Here is a 17,218-nt window from a genome sequence, read left to right on the forward strand (position 1 = left end):
ACCCTGTTGACTGAAAGTGTATTGTTGCCTTTTATAGCCCAGACCGTGGAGCTGTATGGTAAAATCTCCTGGAGAAGGTATATAAATCTCAAATTGACCTTTGTGGTTTGGTTTACCGTTTTTTGTTTCCGATTTAGTTACAGTGATATCTGCAATCGCACGTTGTTCTTGATCGGTGACTTTGCCTTTCACGTGAGTCTGTGCTTGCGCAACATGCATCCCTGCGATTGTAGCTAGCGTAACTATAATTGATTTTGTTCTCATAAAATTATCGTTAGTATTACAATTAAACACTCTTTAGAATAAGTCTAAATAAAAACTTCGCTGCAAATTTATAGACTAACGAATTATGAAAACTGACGTAATCAGAAATAATGCTTCATCTTTGGAAATATTTTGAGCCGGTAGCGTAGAATAAAAAAAAACCGTCTCATTTTGAACGAGACGGCTTTTTAGCTTTTTTTTATTTTCTTAGTCTTCGAATTTCCATCTTACAAAAGCTTCGATGGCTTCATAATCAGCAAGACCTAATTTACGGTAGAGTCCGGCAGTATGTGTGGTACGGTCTTCCGCTCTTACCCAGAATTCGCGTGGATCGTCTCCAGGGAATACTGGAAGGTCTTTTTGCGATTGGTGTTTGAAGATAGCCAAACGCTTGCGTTTTACTTCCTGAGGAGAAAGAGGTACGGCCATTTCGATTTCGTGGATAGGGAATTCGTACCAAGCTCCTCGGTACATCCATAACCAACAATCTTTTGCCCACTCTTCTGTCGCACGCAATCTTTTCAATGCTTCCAAGATGATGTCAAAACAAACTTTGTGCGTTCCGTGTGGATCGTGGAAGTCGCCTGCCGCGAATACCTGATGAGGTTTTACCTGACGCATCAATTCCATTGTCAATTGGATATCTTCCTCGAAAGAAACGTCTTTGGAGAATTTCTGACGATCGTAGAATGGTAGGTCTTGGAAGTGAATATTTTCATCAGGTAAGCCTACGAAACGAGCGCCGGCGATAGCTTCTCCCTTACGGATAAGACCTTTCACCTTGCGAATGATTTCTGGATCGATTTCTTTAGGTTGCTTTTTCGCAAAGTATTCGTTTGTTTCTTTGTAAAGTGCTTCCAGTTTGCTCACGTCCAGTCCTAATTCTCTAGAGATGTCGGTTGCAAACTCTAAGAATCTTCTTGCGTCGTCATCCCATACGGCGTTGTTACCCGAAGTTTGGTATGCTACGTGCACGTTGTGACCCTGATCGGCAAGACGGATGAAGGTACCCCCCATAGAGATTACGTCGTCGTCTGGGTGTGGTGAGAACAACAACACGTTTTTACGGGCAGGCTCTGCACGTTCAGGACGGTTGGAGTCATCGACACCCGGTTTACCGCCCGGCCAGCCTGTGATGGTACGTTGTAACTCGTTGAAAATTTTGATGTTGATATTATAAGCAGGACCTTTGGTAGTAGCCAAGCTTGCCATGCCGTTGTTGTTGTAGTCGTCATCAGTCAATTTCAAGATGGCTTTGTTCAACTTTAATGACAACCATACTACTGCCTTTTTGATAAGCGAATCGGTCCATTTTACATCGTGCGTCAACCAAGGGGTATCAAATCTTGTCAATAGACTTGCTGCTCCTTGATCTAAGACGAACTCAACATTGTCCGAAAGCTGAAGATATGTGGCAGGAATTTCCGAAGAGATTTCTCCTTCTACCGCTTTTTTAATAATCTCCGCTTTTTTCTCATTCCACGCCATAAGGATGATCTCTCTAGCTTTGAAGATAGTTCCTACACCCATGGTAATGGCTTTTGTAGGTACATTCTCTTTACCCCCGAAGTCGTGCGAGGCATCGCGACGGGTCAAGTCATCCAATGTCACAAGACGTGTACCTGAATTTGGCGCCGAGCCAGGCTCGTTGAAGCGATGTGCCCTGTACGTCCAATACCCAAAATTTGAATATCTATTCCTCCGAAATCGGAGATTTTTTGTTCATAAGCTTCACAGAAGGCTTGAACCTTATCTTCGCTCAATGTGCCATCAGGAATATTAATGTTTTCACGAGGAATGTCTACGTGATCAAACAAGTTTTTATTCATGAATGTCACATAGCTTTGTGGTGACGTCGGTTGCATTGGATAGTATTCGTCCAAGTTGAACGTTACCACATTCTTGAAGCTAAGGCCTTCTTCTTTGTGAAGACGAACCAACTCTTTGTACACCTTGATAGGGGTAGCGCCAGTAGCTAAACCTAAGACTGCTGTTTCCCCTTTTGCTTGCTTCTCTCGAATGATGGAAGCAATACGATTTGCAACATGAATAGAAGCAACATCCTGATTTGGGTATACCGTTACCGGTACCTTCTCAAAACGTGTTTCCTCTAATAAATTTAATCTAGCCATTTATGAGGTAATATATATGATAAATCGTGAATTGCAAATTTAACAAAAAAAATACCCTGATTACTAAAGAAATTTCTAATTAAAACTTTTTTATTTAAAAAAAATTGAAGTCTTTTGACGCATTCTTCTACAAGCGTGATAGATTACGCAGCGCTGCCTCTAAGGTCTCTTCTTTTTTCGCAAAACATAATCGTATAAGATGCTGATTTTTAGCTTCTGAATAAAAGGCGGACACGGGAATGGTTGCCGTTTTATGCTTTTCTGTAAGATCTATAGCAAAGTCCAATTCGTCTTGGTTGCTCAGCTCGCTGTAGTCTGCCAGAATGAAGTAGGTTCCCTCACAAGGCAAGGTGCTGAACTTCGAATTTCTAAGGCTGTTTATGACATAATCTCTTTTCTGCTGAAACAGCAAAGCTAGCTTTTCGTAGTATGTTGGGTCTTCGAGGTATTCAGCTATGGCGTACTGCATAGGTGTATTTACGGAAAACACATTAAACTGATGGATCTTTCTCATCTCCGCCGTGAGGAAAGGAGAGGCCACGACATATCCTAGCTTCCAGCCGGTGGCATGTAACACTTTCCCGAAGGACGCTACCACAAATCCACGTTCTCGCAGAAGGGAGGAGCTTAAGATGCTGATATGTTTTTTCCGGTCGAAGACAAGATGCTCGTACACTTCATCGCTTAGCACAAATATATCGTGTTCGCTGACCAGCTTTTCTAAAGCTTTAATATCTTGAGCGTCCAGCAGCCTTCCCGTAGGATTGTTGGGGTTGTTGATAATAATGAGTTTGGTTTTGGAGCTTATTTTATTCTTCACCAGATCCCAGTCTATCCGAAAATCTGGAGCTTCCAAGACTATAGGAACTACAGTACCTCCGAAGGATTGTACACTGGGTCCATAAGAGTCGTAGGCCGGCTCGAAGAGGATAACCTCATCTCCCGGATGGATAAGGCAACCTATGACATTGTATAAAGCTTGTGTACCTCCGGCTGTTATAGTGATTTCCTCCTGAGCGTCAATGTTTAGATTGTAAATACTTCTATATTTTTCGGCAATGACACGACGTAGCTCCATAGTGCCCGGCATAGGAGCATATTGGTTAAACCCTTTTCCCAGATATTTAGTCACAAGAGAGGTAAGACGTGGGTCAAGGTCAAAGTCAGGAAATCCTTGTGAAAGATTGATGGCTTGATGGGCTTGCGCAAGCGCTGTCATGCGCGAGAAAATAGTTACTTTTGTATTAGGTAGTTTAGATTGAAAGCTTTTTGTCATTTTCGGTTTAATAAGTATACTAAAGTAGTAGATTATTTTATATTTGAAGAAATATTCGATTATGAAAAAATTAATTTTGATAATATCCTTGTTGTTCCCGATGGGAATGATGGCTCAAAGCCAGAAGCCGTCCAAAGAAGAGTTGATCAAGCAAATAGAGGCTAATTCGAGAAATCCGGAAGCTATTCAGCTTATTCAACGCCTTAATCCTTATGACCCGGATTATAAGGAAATGCGTACTTACTTCAACAAGTTACATAAGTCGGTACGTAAATCTACCAAGGGTAAGATCTTCGAACAATATCTTAAAGCTTTGGAAAACACCTCGGTAGGGAAGAAGGCTCCCGGTATTACACAATTTGATGTGTCGGGAGAACCATACTCATTACAAGACCTTAAGGGCAAATATGTGTTGATAGACTTCTGGGCCTCATGGTGTCCACCATGTAGGCGGAAAACCCTAAACTGGTAGCGATTTATAATGATTTTAAGGACAAAAACTTCGAAATCCTTGGGGTTTCTTTTGATAAAGATTTCGAAGCTTGGAAGAAAGCTATCCAAGATGATAATTTGACTTGGAAACATATCTCCGACCTACAACATTGGAACAACGGTGCAGCAAGCGTGTATGGTATCCGTGCCATTCCACAGAACGTATTGGTAAACCCTGAAGGAATTATCATCGCCCGCAACCTACACGGGGATGATTTAAGAAAAAAATTGGAAGAGGTGTTGAAATAAGGTTCTAGTAAGTTTTATAAGAAATGGGCTTTCATCTGAAAGCCCATTTCTTTTTTAACCAAATAATGCCCTAAAAATATCTTCTAATTTACCGACAGGGCGGATGGCGATATTATATTTCTTGGCGTCAAGACCTTTGGTATTGTGCTTTGGTATGAAAATTCCTTCAAAGCCTAACTTTTCAGCTTCAGCGATACGTTGTTCGATACGATTTACGGCACGTATTTCTCCTGAGAGCCCCACTTCTCCTGCTAATGTGATATTGCTAGGAAGCGGAATATCTTGTTGTGAAGAGATAATAGCAGCAATCACAGCTAAATCTATTGCTGGATCTTCTACACGCAACCCACCAGTGATATTTAAAAACACATCTTGCGCACTCAAACGGAAACCAAAACGCTTCTCTAACACAGCAAGAAGCATGTTTAGTCTTTTGGTATCAAAGCCTGTAGAACTACGCTGCGGTGTTCCAAAAGCAGAATTCCCAACCAATGCTTGCACTTCAATCATCAACGGTCGAATCCCTTCGAGCATGGTGGCGATAGCGACACCACTGGTAGGCTCATCACGTTGTGAAATCATAATCTCCGAGGGGTTGGAAACCTCCCGTAGTCCGGCCCCCTGCATTTCGTAAATACCCAACTCCGAGGAGGACCCGAACCTGTTTTTGACGGCTCGTAGGATGCGATAGACATGATGACGGTCCCCTTCAAATTGTAATACAGTATCTACATGTGTTCCAGCACCTTAGGCCCGGCGATAGAGCCGTCTTTGGTGATGTGTCCTACGATAAATACGGGGACATTACTTTCTTTAGCATACCGTAATAATTCTGCCGTACATTCTCGTACTTGAGACACAGATCCAGGGGCAGATTCTATCTGTTGGGAGTGCAGCGTCTGAATGGAGTCTATGACGACAATGTCCGGCCTTACTGCTTCCGCCTGTTTGAAAATATTTTGTATGGATGTTTCTGTAAGGATATAGCATTCGGCTCTTGACTGTTGTGAAAGTCTTTCTGCCCGCATTTTAATCTGTTGTTCGCTTTCTTCTCCAGAGATGTAGAGGACTTTGGTCTTTGGTAGGGACAGAGCCAGCTGGAGCATAAGTGTTGACTTGCCGATGCCTGGTTCTCCACCTATCAATACCAAGGAGCCGGGAACTATACCTCCTCCCAAGACCCGGTTTAATTCTTTATCGGGTGTGATGATACGCTGCTCTGCGGAATAGACAATTTCGTGGATGATAGCCGCCTTGTTTTGTCTTTTGGCACTGCCCACGGTGGTACTGCGCCATTCCGGCACACGTGATGCACCGGTGGAGACCATTTCTTCCACGAAAGTGTTCCATTGTCGGCAGGAAGGACATTGTCCTAACCACTTTGGGGATTCATAACCGCAGGACTGACAAAAATATGCGGACTTCGACTTAGCCATACCTTGCTCTACCTCGTTTTATTCTTCGGTGTAAAAATCAATAAGACTTCCAACATATTCGGTATCCCATCCTTCGATAATATCCTCGTATGCCTCATCCGGAATGTTAGTATGTTGGACCTCAAAAGAAGTTCCTTTCTTGTGTTCGTGAAGCTTTATTGTCACGATGGAAGGTACTTCTTCTCCAAAATACCATTCTTGTACGATTTTTTTGTAAGGCTCCAGCTCCAAAAAGCGTCCGTTGATACTGCCGTCCCACAGCGAAAACTCGCCCCCCACTCGTGGATCTATCTCTACAAGATCTCCGGTCCACAGACGTATTGTAATGTCTGTCGTCAACGCCTTGTAAACCTCTTCCGGTGTGGCAGGGATGATGTAATATTTCTTAAAATCTTTCATTATAATCAAAGATAAGGCAATTGTGGAGGATTTCAGTTTTTACTTTTGAATTTTTACTTTTGGATATGAGTAATATACTTCCCAACGACTTGATTAATGCGCTGAAGGGGGATCCTTCTTTCGATTACGAAGCTTTTATTGCGGTTCACGATAAAGAAGAAAAGACCACTTCCATAAGGCTAAACCCTTTCAAGGGTGCTACCACCGAAGGTTTTGATGTGGAGAAAGCTATTCCATGGTGTAGGGGTGGTTACTATTTGAAGGAAAGACCTGTCTTTACCTTGGATCCTCTTTTTCATAGTGGGTGTTATTACTCGCAGGAGGCTAGTTCTATGTTTTTGGACTATGCCATACGCTCTCTTGCCTTGGATAAGGAGCCAATAAAGGTCTTAGATCTCTGTGCTGCTCCCGGAGGGAAGTCCACCTTGCTTAATTCGGCATTGCATAAGGATAGCCTACTGGTAGCCAATGAGATTATCAAGTCTAGGGTGAATATACTGAATGACAACCTTGTACGCTGGGGCAATCCTAATGTTGTGGTATCCAACAATGACCCTTCGGCCTTCGGCAGACTGCCGGGATATTTTGATTTGATGGTGGTAGATGCACCCTGTTCGGGCTCGGGAATGTTTCACAAAGACCATACCGCTATAGATGAATGGTCTCTTTCCAATGTGAAGTTGTGCAGTGAGCGTCAACAACGTATTCTAGGACAAAGTTTAGACGCCTTGAAAAGTGAGGGTTACCTCTTTTATTCTACCTGTTCATATTCGCAGGAGGAAAATGAAGATATCGTCGATTGGCTAATCGACTGTTTCGAGATGGAGGCTGTCGACATAGAGGTGGATGAAAGCTGGGGCATCATGGTGACAAAATCGCCAAAACATAAAGCTGCCACATTCCGATTCTATCCACATTTGTTGAAAGGAGAAGGTTTTTTCTTTGCTGTACTGAAGAAAAGGGGAGATCAAAGTTCTTTTTCCATGAAAAAGGTGAAAAAGGAAAAAAATACCGCCCCGCAACAGGTTGCAGATACGTGGATAGATAAGGAAGGTTTGTATGTCTTTCAGCATAATGATATGCTTCATGTCTTTCCTAAACAATATGAGATGGACCTGCAGGCGCTACAAAATGTGTTATATCTTAAAAATGCGGGTACGCAAATAGGAAAACTCAAAGGCAAAGAACTCATTCCGGCACATGATCTGGCATTGAGCAACCGCATTCTAACAAATCTGCCGGCCATTGAACTTGATCTCGAACAGGCCCAGCAGTACCTCAGAAAAGAAAATCTTGATCTTTCCATTAATCCCGACAATCTTCAAGGTTGGATATTGGCGCGATATAAAGGGACAAATATGGGATGGATTAAAGCGATGCCTAATCGAATCAACAACTATTATCCGAAAGAAATAAGGATTGCCAATCTATAGATTATAATTGTTGTTGGTGTTCAACAATTATCTGACAGATATCTTTGGCGACCTCTTGTTTGGACTTGAGGTCGTAATTTTTAGTGTTACCCGAACGGGATAGCACAGTAACTTTGTTGGTGTCCGTTCCGAATCCGGCGCCTTCATCCTGCATGGAATTCAGCACGATGAAATCTGCATTTTTACGGTATAGTTTCTCTTGGGCGTGTTCCAGCTCGTTGTTAGTCTCCAGGGCGAAACCTACCAATGTCTGATTGGTGGTTTTGCGCTGTCCTAACGTGCCTAAAATGTCTATGGTTTTCTTCAACTCTATGGTGAAATCTTCAGCCTTTTTCTTGATTTTCTGTGAGGCGGCTTCTTTCGGCGTGTAGTCGGCAACGGCAGCACTCATGACGGCAATGTCCACTTTGTCAAAAAGACTGTTGCAGCTTTCAAACATTTCTTGTGCAGAAAGTACGCGTATAGTTTCTATGTCGGAACTTGCCTGTAGGTGTGTGGGGCCACTCACCAGAAAGACCTTTGCCCCCAAACGGTTTAGTTCCTCTGCGATGGCATAGCCCATCTTGCCGGACGAATGGTTTCCGATAAAGCGTACAGGATCTATGGCTTCGTAGGTAGGTCCTGCTGTCACAAGAGCTGTTTTTCCTTCCAAAGGTTTGTCAGCGCGAAAATGATTGTGAAGAAATGCGATAATTTCTTCAGGTTCAGCAAGACGACCTTCGCCTACCAGTCCGCTGGCAAGCTCTCCGCTTCCTGGAGGGATGAGGATGTTGCCATATTTTTTAAGTAAGGCTATATTTCGCTGTGTTGAAGGGTGTTTCCACATGTCGAGGTCCATGGCAGGAGCGACGAATACAGGGCATTTGGCCGAAAGGTAGGTGGCGGTAAGTAGATTGTCGCATAAGCCATTGGCCATCTTGGCAATAGTATTAGCGGATGCTGGTGCTATAAGCATAAAATCTGCATCCAATCCCAGATGGACATGGTTGTTCCACTCTCCCGTTTTTGAATCATAATAATCTACCAATACCGGCTTTTTGGAAAGGGTAGATAATGTAAGCGGGGTGATAAATTGGGAGGCTTCCGGAGTCATGATGACCTGTACGGAGGCCTGTTCCTTAATGAGAAGTCTTATTAAAGAAGCTATTTTGTATGCGGCAATACTGCCGCATACGCCAAGTACAATTATTTTTGTTCTTTTAAAGAAGACATAGCTTCTCTTAGTCTTGCTCTTGTTCTTTAGCTGGGTTTCTGAAATAAACTTTGTCCGTTTAAGAATTCGTCTACCGCAATCAATGTTGGTTTTGGTAAGCGCTCGTAGTGCTTAGAGATTTCGATTTGTTCGCGGTTTTCGAATACCTCTTCCAAATTGTCATTGTTGCTAGCAAACTCCGCCAATTTTGCGTTAAGCTCTTCTTTAAGCTCTACGCTGATCTGGTTCGCTCTCTTACTGATGATTACGATAGATTCATAAAGATTGCCTGTTGGCTTGTCCAATTCTCTCAAATCTCTCGTAACAGTGCTATTTGGAATGTTGCCGTATTTTGCTTGACTCATATTTACCTCGATATTTTTATATTCAAATTGTTAAAGACTTACTTTGTTTCTGCCTCTGCGGCTTTCGCCTCTTCGGCAATACCTAACTCTTTGTTTCGCTCTTCCATCTCTTTGTTATACTGTTCCATGAGACGGATGGCGGCTACGATTTTTTTGTCCGTCACTTTTTTTCAGGTTCGTCAGCTTCCGATCTGAACTTGGAGTTAGGGAAATGTTCGATAAAGCTATTATAGTAATCAATCGCTGTATTGAAACGTTCTTCTTGTCTGTACACGCGGCTGTTGTCCGCATAAAGGTACTGTGATTTGAAAATCAAGAATTCTATTTCTTCAGCATACTTGGTGTCCGGATATTGTCTCAACACGTTTTCCAAAGCTATTACCGCGGCGCGGTAGTCGTCCGCTAATCCCATGTTGTAATATAGCTTGGCATTTTCAAAAGCCTTTCTTTCCAGCTTGTCCCTTAGAATTTGGATCAGCTCGGAAGCTTTCTCTGCTCGTTCGGACTCCGGGTAGTAGTTGATAAACAGCTGGAGCTCGTCGATGGCTTTGCGTGTATTTTCTTGGTCCAACGAAAAGCGTGGCGACTCCAAGAAATAACAATATGCTGCCATATATCTACATTCTTCGGCTCTTTCGCTGTTCGGATAAGTGTTTGCGAAATTCTTGAAGTCGTAACGGGCAGCCGTATAATCTTTTAGTTTGTAATGTGTGTTAGGCTAAAAGATAAAATAAGTCCTCTGCTTCGGCACGACCACGATATTTAGAGGCCAAATCATCAAATAGAATCCGCGCTTTAGCATATTTGCCTTTTTCGTATAGCTTTACGGCCTCTTGGTACTTCATCGTGATATTGTTGCTGTTGCGAAGTTTTTCAAACTTGCTCTTGCAACCGGTAAATACCAAGGTGGTTAAGCAAAAAGCCAAAAGTACACTTATACGTCTATTCAAAAACATTTTACAAAGATACGTCAATTAACAATAATATTCAATTTATTTTTAAACCGCAATTTACTTGATTTTAAGATATTAATCCATATCTTTCAGGTGCCTTTAACAAACTTTAACCTTTATTTTGTATTGTCATTATTTTGCTATTAATATTGCCGTATTTTATTTAGGGCGTAAAATTGATTATATTTACAAATTAAAAGAGAGACAAAAGAAATGAATTTACGTGAAAGAGTAGAGCAAGCATTGGATACGATTCGACCGTATTTGGAGACGGATGGCGGCAATGTGAGTGTGGAGGAAATTACAGCCGATAATGTGGTGAAGCTTAAATTACTGGGCGCTTGTGCTAACTGTTCTATGAGTATCATGACTTTCAAAGCCGGTTTAGAGCAAGCCATCAAGAAAGCAGTGCCTGAGATTGTTTCGGTGGAAGCCATCAATATCACCGATATGGATGATCCGAATGCGACCACACCTGGTTTATAATGTGTTGGTTTCTTCTGGATTAACACAATTTAACAGCTAACATAACAACGAATTTATATTTTTGTTTTATGTTCCATAAGGCTATCACATATTTTCTGGTTGTATTAGGCTCCTGCCTAATGATGTTTTCCGTGGCGTCAGCTCAGGAAAAGAAAATCATCCAGTTTAGTGGCCTTATCACTTCTATAGGTTCGGATCTGCCGGTTGGATTTGTGACCATCAAAAACACCTCCTATAACAATCAGACTTTTATAGCGAATAACGAAGGTTTCTTCTCATTTGTAGCCCATGTGGGAGACGTTATAGAGTTTTCCAGTGTGGGATTTGAGACCACTACGTTCACCATTCCAAATGTGGAGGGGGATAAGTATACCGCATCTATCAAGATGAGAGCCTTAGTGATTGAACTTCCGGCAGTGACCCCTTTCCCGTGGGCAAGTTACGAAGATTATGTAGCCGAATTTATGGCTTTGGGCAATGGTGAAGATCCTATAGCTACAGCCCGTCGTAACCTCAGCCCGGAAGCTTTGGCGGCTTTGGCGCGTATAGTACCCCGCAGCGCCGAGGAGATACAGACCTTTAATTCTTTGCAGCGTCATCATAACATGCAAAACAGATATATCAATCAGAGGATGAGCAACCCTTTCCTTAATCCGTTTAACTGGTATCAATTTATCAATTCCATCAAACGTGGCGATTTCAATAAGGAGAAGCCGAAATACTAAAATTACTCGCTCTTGATATCGGTAATATTGCCAATCTCGCGTACACTCAGCTTGGAAGCGAAATAGGACACCAATAGTGAAAGCAGATTGATGGTGATAAAGACTAAGATAAAGTCCTGCATACGCATATCTACAGGATAGACATCTATGAAGTTGCCCCCGGTATTATTTGTACGGATAAATCCGTAGATATCTTGTAGATAACAGAAAATATATCCTATAATAGCACCAAAAACGCTGCCTATAAAGGCTATCATGGCGCCCTCAATTAAAAAATATTTTCTCAATAGTGTTTTTCTGTGCTCCCAGATGCTGAAGTATTTTCATGTCTTCTTTCTTATCGATGACCAACATGGTAAGAGAGCCGATAATATTGAAAATGGCTATGATACCGATAAAGGTAAGGATAAAGAAGACAATCCATTTTTCAGATTTTATGGTTTTATAGAGAACAGGGTTTTGCTGTTCTCTGTTTTTTACAGCGTAGTCATCTCCCAGCTGTTTCTGCAGCTGTTTTTGTAGAGTTTTGGCTTGGGAGGGGTCCTGCAGGAATAGCTCTACAGCGGTTGCCGCCTTATCCTCGCCCAGAATTTCACGGGCGAAATCCAACGGTACGATGACTAAGTTCTGAAATTCAGGTTCGAATGTTAAGATACCGTTTACTTCGATAGGGCGGATATTAAAATCTTCCAGCGGGTTGAGGGTGCTGGCTGAAGCCTCTTTTCTTGGGAAGAATACTTCTATCTCGTTGTTGAATTCCGAAATAGGGACTTGCAGATTGGTCTGTATCTGAGGACCTATCAGGGCATAATAGGTAGAATCTGCCTGTATTTCAAACTTTCCTATGTGAAGGATATGCTGTTCGGACTGCTTGGATAAGCTTTCTTGGGAGATACCTTTGAGCTGTCCTACAATCTGTTTGCCTTCGAACTGAACTAAAACCTTGTCTTCCAGTGTTTCTGAATAGTTTTTGATAAGGGAGTTCTTCTTCAGTTCAGTGAAGATTGTGTTGTAAGGATCAAAAGTTTTACCTCTGTTGGTCTCCACGCGCAGATCAGGAGTGAAAGTACTGTACATGGAAAGGATAAAATTTTCCATTCCATTATAAAATGAGAGGACGATTACCAAGGCCGCGGTACTAACAAATATACCCACAATGCTTATTATGGAAATGATATTGATCGCGTTTACCGACTTCTTGGAAAAGAGGTAACGAAAGGCAAAAAACAAAGGTATCCTCAGCTTTTTCATCCGCGCACAAATGGATTGGTTTGTTTTTCGTAACCTATACTTGTTTCGGGACCATGACCAGGAAACACTATAGTTTGGTCAGGCAAGCTATAAATCCTGCTCTTTATGCTGTCCAACAGTGTTTGATGATCTCCTCCCGGTAGGTCTGTTCTTCCAATGCTGTTACGGAACAAGACATCTCCGCCTATTAGAATGTCTTGTTCTTTGATATAATAACAAAGATGGCCCGGCGAATGTCCGGGAGCCAATATGGTTTCAATCGTCGTGCTGCCAAAAGTAATAGTTTCCTGATCCTTAAGGAATTTTTCCGGAATTGGAGAAGTGTCATACATGATGCCCATCTGAGGAGCATAGTTGTCCACAGCTACAAGGATAGGCACTTCTTTTTCATGAAAGTTGGGAATGAGTCCCCATTTTTCGTAAACAAAATGATTACCCAGCACATGATCTATATGGCAATGTGTATTCAGAAGGAGAAGGGGAGTCAACTGTTTTCTCGTGATGAAATCCTCGAAGTATTGCTGCTCATAGTATGTGTGCATGCCAGGATCCACGATAATACAGTTTTTAGTACTCATCTATAATAAGATAGGTGTTTTCTTGATACGGATTAAACGTTAAAGTTTCGATTGTTAACATGAATCAAATTTAACGATTTATTTCCATCTGACGGTATGTATTAGATGTTTGATATCCTTTTTGAGGAAGTCCAATACCGGTTGTATGGAATCAAGGTTAGGTTTTTCATTGAAATAAAGGGCGCCTCGTAGATAATTTTTCTTGCCATCTGTGAGGTAAAACTGATAGTTGGATGCGGTATTACCTTGAATGATATATTCCAAGCCCTGTATATTGTGTTCCGGAATGAAGATAGAGGCTTGGTCTATAGCTGAAGCTTTGGAGGTATGCTTGAAAACAAAAGTACGGGCATCTTCGCGCAGTTCATCCAAAGTAGCTTTAGGGCTTATTTTGTAATAGCTTAAATGCAGCTTACTGTTAAACTGAGGGAATTCCAGATTTTTCCAACAAGGTTGGTCGGGAGCCTTATCGTCCTCCTTGACTACACTGTAGATAGGCTTTTCAAAGGAAAAGGGGCAACCTGCGATATCCGCTAATTCATATTCTTTCTCAGGGAAGACAATACGATGATAGCCGCGGGGCTTAGGGCTGTAATCGTTATTCCCGCAGGCAGCAATCAAAAAGGCAGCTATGGCTATAATAAAAAGTTTCTGCATGTCAAAAGTTGTTACGCCAGATTTCCCAATTTTTTTCGGCCTGTAGTACAAGCATCTCGTAACCATTTTTGGTGGAGGCTCCTCGCTCTTTTCCTTTACGTAGAAAGGTGGTCTCTTCCGGATTGTAAATCAGATCGTACAGGAGATGTTTGTCCGTAACAAACTCATAAGGAATAGCGGGACATTCTTCTATCTTGGGGAAAGTGCCCAAAGGGGAACAGTTGATTAGCAAGGTATGCTCTTTTATTAGCTGTTCATCCAGCATGTCGTATGTAATGTCTCCGTTATTGAGGCTGCGGCTTACGATTTTGTATGATATGTCCAGCTTGTTTAACACATAGCACACCGCCTTTGCTGCACCACCGTTACCTAAGACCAATGCTTTGGTGTGATGGGGCCGTAAGAGCGGTTCCAGCGAGTTTTGGAAGCCAAAGGCGTCGGTATTATAACCTTTGAGTATGGTAGTACCGTTCTTTCTTTCTATGGTGATACAGTTTACCGCATTGATAGCTTCGGCCTCTTCCGACAATTCATCTAGGAAAGTCATGACAGCTTGTTTGTGCGGAATGGTAACATTAAATCCTTTAAAGCACTCGTCTTCCTGATATAACTTTGGAAAATCTGCAATATTTTCTATGGGATATAAATCGTAGTCAATATTTTCGATATTTTCCTTTTCGAATTTTTCCAAGTAATATTTTTTGGAGAAAGAATGTCCTAAAGGAAAACCTATCAGCCCCAATTTAATCATTGTTATCGCTATATTTTTTGATAATTTCTAAGATAAGTTGGTTGTCTTGTAACTGAGGTAAATATTCAAACAAGATATGATGTTTCTCAACACCGAAAGATAGAGCGACTTCCAGATAGTTTAATGCTTCGTTATATTGACCGTTTGCGAAGAGGTAAGCCACCAGACGATAATACAGTTCGGCCGAATCCTCATTAATATGGATGGCTTCCATGATAGTGTCTATAGCTTCATTCGATTTTGTGCTGCTCGAAATAAATAGAAGAGAAGTCTAGCCATGCCTCAATATCTGTGGGGTTAAGTTCTACCACTTTGCGGTAAGCTTCTTCGGATTCTTCAATTTGTCCGAGCTTATAGCGAGCATCCGCGATAGCAAACCAATATTCTGGATTTTCTTCATCCAGTTCTAAAGCTTTTTTATAGAAATGCAGTGATTCAAAGTAGCGCTCTTCGAAGTCCAACGTTACACCGATGCCGAACCAAGCATCCGCCATCTCATGATCTAACTTGACGGCCTTTTTGTAATATTCTCTTGCGGTCTCCATCAAGTCCAGCTTTTCGTAACACTCTCCAATAGCACAGTAGGTGTCGGCATTGGGTTGTTCGTATTCGAAAGTCTGTTTATACACTTCAATAGCTTCGGAATATCTTTCCAGATTCACCAAAGCGTTCCCTTTGTTGAAATATGCTGAAGAGAACGATTCGTTGATCAGGATAGCATAGTCATATGCGTCTATTGCCTCTTCGAATCGGTTAAGTCTATGATAGCAATTGCCTAAATAGTACCAGCAATAGTAAGAATATGGATCTTCGTCAATAAGTTGCTTGAAAAAGTTTAAAGCCTCATCTCCTTTATCCAGCATGTCAAAGCAGAATGCTAGTTCGGATAAGGCATCCGGGTTACTAGGATTATACCTTAATGCTTTTTTCAGATAATGTTTGGCTTTCTCATAATCCATCTGTAGCTGGTATAAGGTTGCCAATTGATAGTAAATTTCCTCTTTATTATCTGCATTCTGCAGCGATTGGTGCAATAGAGCTTCGGCATCATCGTATTTTCCCAATGATGCATATATTGTTCCTTTAATGAGAAGGATGTCAGAGTCTTGAGGTTCCAAAATCTCAGCCTTATCCAATGACTCTAGGGCAGAGGTGAACTGCCTCATATTGGCCAATAGCTGGGCTTTCTTGATATAGAAATTAGCCTCGTACGGATGCTGACTTGTGGCAAAGTCGATCACTTGCAGAGCTTTCACAGGCTCGTTCTTATCACAGTAGTAGTCTATAATACTCTCGAACATGCCTGCATCGAAGAAATATTGGTCCTCATTGCGGATCATTTCCTCAAAGCGACTGACAAATTTTTTTTGTTCTTCCGGAGACTCAAAGTCAAATTCTTCTTCCATATCACGTCCTGTTTGGTGAAAAATACGGTTATTTAAAAATAAAACCGATACAAATATTTTCCACATTTTAACATCCTTTTGAATGTTAAAAGATTAAATAGTTTAAAAACTAAAGAGCCGTCTCGTGTCAAACGAGACGGCTCTTGTATTTAGTAATTATCTGAGTGCAGATAATTATTTTTTGATTTCAACGCGACGGTTCAAACGGCGACCTTCTTCTGTAGCGTTAGAAGCGATAGGGTTAGACTCGCCATAAGCGTTTACAGTGATGCTAGATGCAGGAACACCAGCGTTAACTAAGTATTGTTTTACTGCATTAGCACGGTCTTTAGAAAGGTTCAAGTTGTAAGCTTCTGTACCTTCAGCTGAAGCGTAACCATCTAAAGTAACTGTACCGTTTGATTCACGTAATTCTCGAGCTAATTTATCCAAAGTTGGATAAGATTCAGTTTTTAACACTGAGCTATCGAATTCGAATTGAATGTTAGGGTAGCTTTCGCTAACGATGTTTTTTTCTACTGGCTCTGGGAATTTGATAGGACATCCTGAACCGTCAACTACTGTACCAGCAGGAGTGTTAGGACATTTATCAAATTTGTCAGATACACCGTCACCGTCAGAATCTTTGTTCAACAAGTCAACAGTACTTTCTAAAGTAGATACACGTTGTTTCAACGCTTCAACTTCGTTGCGTAATGATGGATCTTTCAACTCATCGTATAATGTAGCAACTGGGTTAGCAAATGTTAAGTTTTCTTTATCACGAGAACCTAAAGTGAACTCTAAACCACCGTATACGTTAGCAAAACGTTGTTTAGAATTAACTGCTGAAGGACCATATAAGAAAGCCTCATCAGTAAAGTTCATTGTATAACCTAAGTTTAATGCTACAACTTCAGATAATTTAAATTTAGCACCAACGCCTACTGGAACATACATTCCTAGACGGTAGTCACGATCACCAACTTTTTCTCGGTCACCGAAAATCTCTTCACCCCAGTTACCTTTGTTGTTGTAAACAACTGTACCATCGAAGTTGCTACCTGAATATTGAACAGGGTTGAAAGCGAAGGCACCTAAACCTACTTTAGCGTAGAAGTTTACAGCATTTTTCTCTTCTTAAGAAGTGATAGTACCTAATTGGAATACACCGTTTAAGCTTGCTGCCCAGTT

At 41.5% G+C, this 17,218-nt stretch carries 18 protein-coding genes and 5 pseudogenes; 4 read left to right on the forward strand and 19 right to left on the reverse strand.

All coding sequences use genetic code 11. The features are described from left to right. From SD31_RS07360 to SD31_RS07370, 3 genes and pseudogenes are all read right to left on the reverse strand, one after another. Positions 1-264: carboxypeptidase-like regulatory domain-containing protein (locus tag SD31_RS07360; protein ID WP_156138261.1), on the reverse strand; the 264-nt coding region annotated here is incomplete at its 3' end. Positions 265-471: 207 nt separating this feature from the next. Continuing rightward, a pseudogene (nagB, locus tag SD31_RS07365) lies at positions 472-2,396 on the reverse strand (glucosamine-6-phosphate deaminase). A gap of 127 nt (positions 2,397-2,523) precedes the next feature. Further along, positions 2,524-3,672 carry a methionine aminotransferase gene (locus tag SD31_RS07370; RefSeq protein ID WP_039053666.1) on the reverse strand — a complete coding sequence of 383 codons (1,149 nt, stop codon included), beginning with the start codon at positions 3,670-3,672 and terminating at the stop codon, positions 2,524-2,526. A 232-nt stretch (positions 3,673-3,904) separates the two neighbouring features. Between SD31_RS07370 and SD31_RS20790 the strand changes: the two are divergent. Continuing rightward, positions 3,905-4,413 (forward strand): annotated as a pseudogene (locus SD31_RS20790) (TlpA family protein disulfide reductase). A gap of 54 nt (positions 4,414-4,467) precedes the next feature. Here the strand turns inward: SD31_RS20790 and radA are convergent. Continuing rightward, a pseudogene (gene radA, locus SD31_RS07380) lies at positions 4,468-5,849 on the reverse strand (DNA repair protein RadA). Between the two features lie 18 nt (positions 5,850-5,867). After that, positions 5,868-6,248: an SRPBCC domain-containing protein gene (locus tag SD31_RS07385; protein ID WP_039053667.1), complete on the reverse strand. Its 381-nt coding sequence runs from the start codon at positions 6,246-6,248 to the stop codon at positions 5,868-5,870. A 65-nt stretch (positions 6,249-6,313) separates the two neighbouring features. Here SD31_RS07385 and SD31_RS07390 point away from each other — a divergent pair, with 65 nt between their 5' ends. Next, positions 6,314-7,681, forward strand: a complete 1,368-nt coding sequence (locus SD31_RS07390; protein WP_039053668.1) for a methyltransferase RsmF C-terminal domain-like protein — start codon at positions 6,314-6,316, stop codon at positions 7,679-7,681. A 1-nt stretch (position 7,682) separates the two neighbouring features. On the opposite strand, the gene coaBC is transcribed toward SD31_RS07390, so the two are convergent. From coaBC to SD31_RS18780, 6 genes and pseudogenes are all read right to left on the reverse strand, one after another. Next, on the reverse strand, positions 7,683-8,870 hold the full coding sequence (gene coaBC / locus SD31_RS07395) for a bifunctional phosphopantothenoylcysteine decarboxylase/phosphopantothenate--cysteine ligase CoaBC (RefSeq protein WP_039053669.1): 1,188 nt from the start codon (positions 8,868-8,870) through the stop codon (positions 7,683-7,685). A 31-nt stretch (positions 8,871-8,901) separates the two neighbouring features. Beyond that, positions 8,902-9,238, reverse strand: a pseudogene (locus SD31_RS07400) (DNA-directed RNA polymerase subunit omega). 38 nt (positions 9,239-9,276) lie between these two features. Next, positions 9,277-9,402, reverse strand: a complete 126-nt coding sequence (locus SD31_RS20095; protein ID WP_262506572.1) for a hypothetical protein — start codon at positions 9,400-9,402, stop codon at positions 9,277-9,279. After that, positions 9,399-9,602, reverse strand: coding sequence for a hypothetical protein (locus SD31_RS18770; protein ID WP_231561284.1), 204 nt, complete (start codon positions 9,600-9,602; stop codon positions 9,399-9,401). Before SD31_RS18770 ends, SD31_RS20095 begins: the two co-directional genes overlap by 4 nt. Continuing rightward, a pseudogene (locus tag SD31_RS18775) lies at positions 9,603-9,890 on the reverse strand (outer membrane protein assembly factor BamD); the annotation flags it as partial. 61 nt (positions 9,891-9,951) lie between these two features. Next, entirely contained in the window at positions 9,952-10,188 is a 237-nt protein-coding gene (locus SD31_RS18780) for a hypothetical protein (protein WP_231561280.1), read from the reverse strand. A 216-nt stretch (positions 10,189-10,404) separates the two neighbouring features. On the opposite strand from SD31_RS18780, the gene SD31_RS07410 reads away from it, so the two are divergent. Then, a complete protein-coding gene (locus tag SD31_RS07410; protein ID WP_039053670.1) occupies positions 10,405-10,677 on the forward strand; it encodes a NifU family protein in 273 nt (90 codons plus the stop codon). A 68-nt stretch (positions 10,678-10,745) separates the two neighbouring features. Beyond that, positions 10,746-11,402, forward strand: coding sequence for a hypothetical protein (locus SD31_RS07415; protein ID WP_039053671.1), 657 nt, complete (start codon positions 10,746-10,748; stop codon positions 11,400-11,402). A 2-nt stretch (positions 11,403-11,404) separates the two neighbouring features. Here SD31_RS07415 and SD31_RS18785 read toward each other — a convergent pair whose 3' ends face one another. The 8 genes from SD31_RS18785 to SD31_RS07445 form a co-directional block, all read right to left on the reverse strand. After that, a complete protein-coding gene (locus SD31_RS18785) occupies positions 11,405-11,659 on the reverse strand; it encodes a hypothetical protein (RefSeq protein WP_231561281.1) in 255 nt (84 codons plus the stop codon). Positions 11,660-11,666: 7 nt separating this feature from the next. After that, the gene (locus tag SD31_RS07420; RefSeq protein ID WP_231561282.1) at positions 11,667-12,653 is read right to left on the reverse strand and encodes an ABC transporter permease; all 987 of its coding nucleotides are present in this window, start codon (positions 12,651-12,653) and stop codon (positions 11,667-11,669) included. After that, on the reverse strand, positions 12,650-13,231 hold the full coding sequence (locus SD31_RS07425) for an MBL fold metallo-hydrolase (RefSeq protein ID WP_316929804.1): 582 nt from the start codon (positions 13,229-13,231) through the stop codon (positions 12,650-12,652). The genes SD31_RS07420 and SD31_RS07425 overlap by 4 nt, the downstream gene beginning before the upstream one ends. Positions 13,232-13,309: 78 nt before the next feature. After that, positions 13,310-13,888, reverse strand: coding sequence for a gliding motility protein GldD (locus SD31_RS07430; protein WP_039053672.1), 579 nt, complete (start codon positions 13,886-13,888; stop codon positions 13,310-13,312). 1 nt (position 13,889) lies between these two features. Beyond that, positions 13,890-14,639, reverse strand: coding sequence for a shikimate dehydrogenase family protein (locus SD31_RS07435; RefSeq protein ID WP_039053673.1), 750 nt, complete (start codon positions 14,637-14,639; stop codon positions 13,890-13,892). Next, positions 14,632-14,853 carry a hypothetical protein gene (locus SD31_RS20795; RefSeq protein ID WP_316929805.1) on the reverse strand — a complete coding sequence of 74 codons (222 nt, stop codon included), beginning with the start codon at positions 14,851-14,853 and terminating at the stop codon, positions 14,632-14,634. The genes SD31_RS07435 and SD31_RS20795 overlap by 8 nt, the downstream gene beginning before the upstream one ends. A gap of 16 nt (positions 14,854-14,869) precedes the next feature. After that, entirely contained in the window at positions 14,870-16,045 is a 1,176-nt protein-coding gene (locus SD31_RS07440) for a tetratricopeptide repeat protein (protein WP_316929806.1), read from the reverse strand. A 174-nt stretch (positions 16,046-16,219) separates the two neighbouring features. Further along, entirely contained in the window at positions 16,220-16,984 is a 765-nt protein-coding gene (locus tag SD31_RS07445) for an OmpA family protein (protein ID WP_231561283.1), read from the reverse strand. Positions 16,985-17,218: the final 234 nt, after the last annotated feature.

The sequence above is a fragment of the Sphingobacterium sp. T2 genome (assembly GCF_000814685.1).
GTDB lineage: Bacteria > Bacteroidota > Bacteroidia > Sphingobacteriales > Sphingobacteriaceae > Sphingobacterium > Sphingobacterium thermophilum.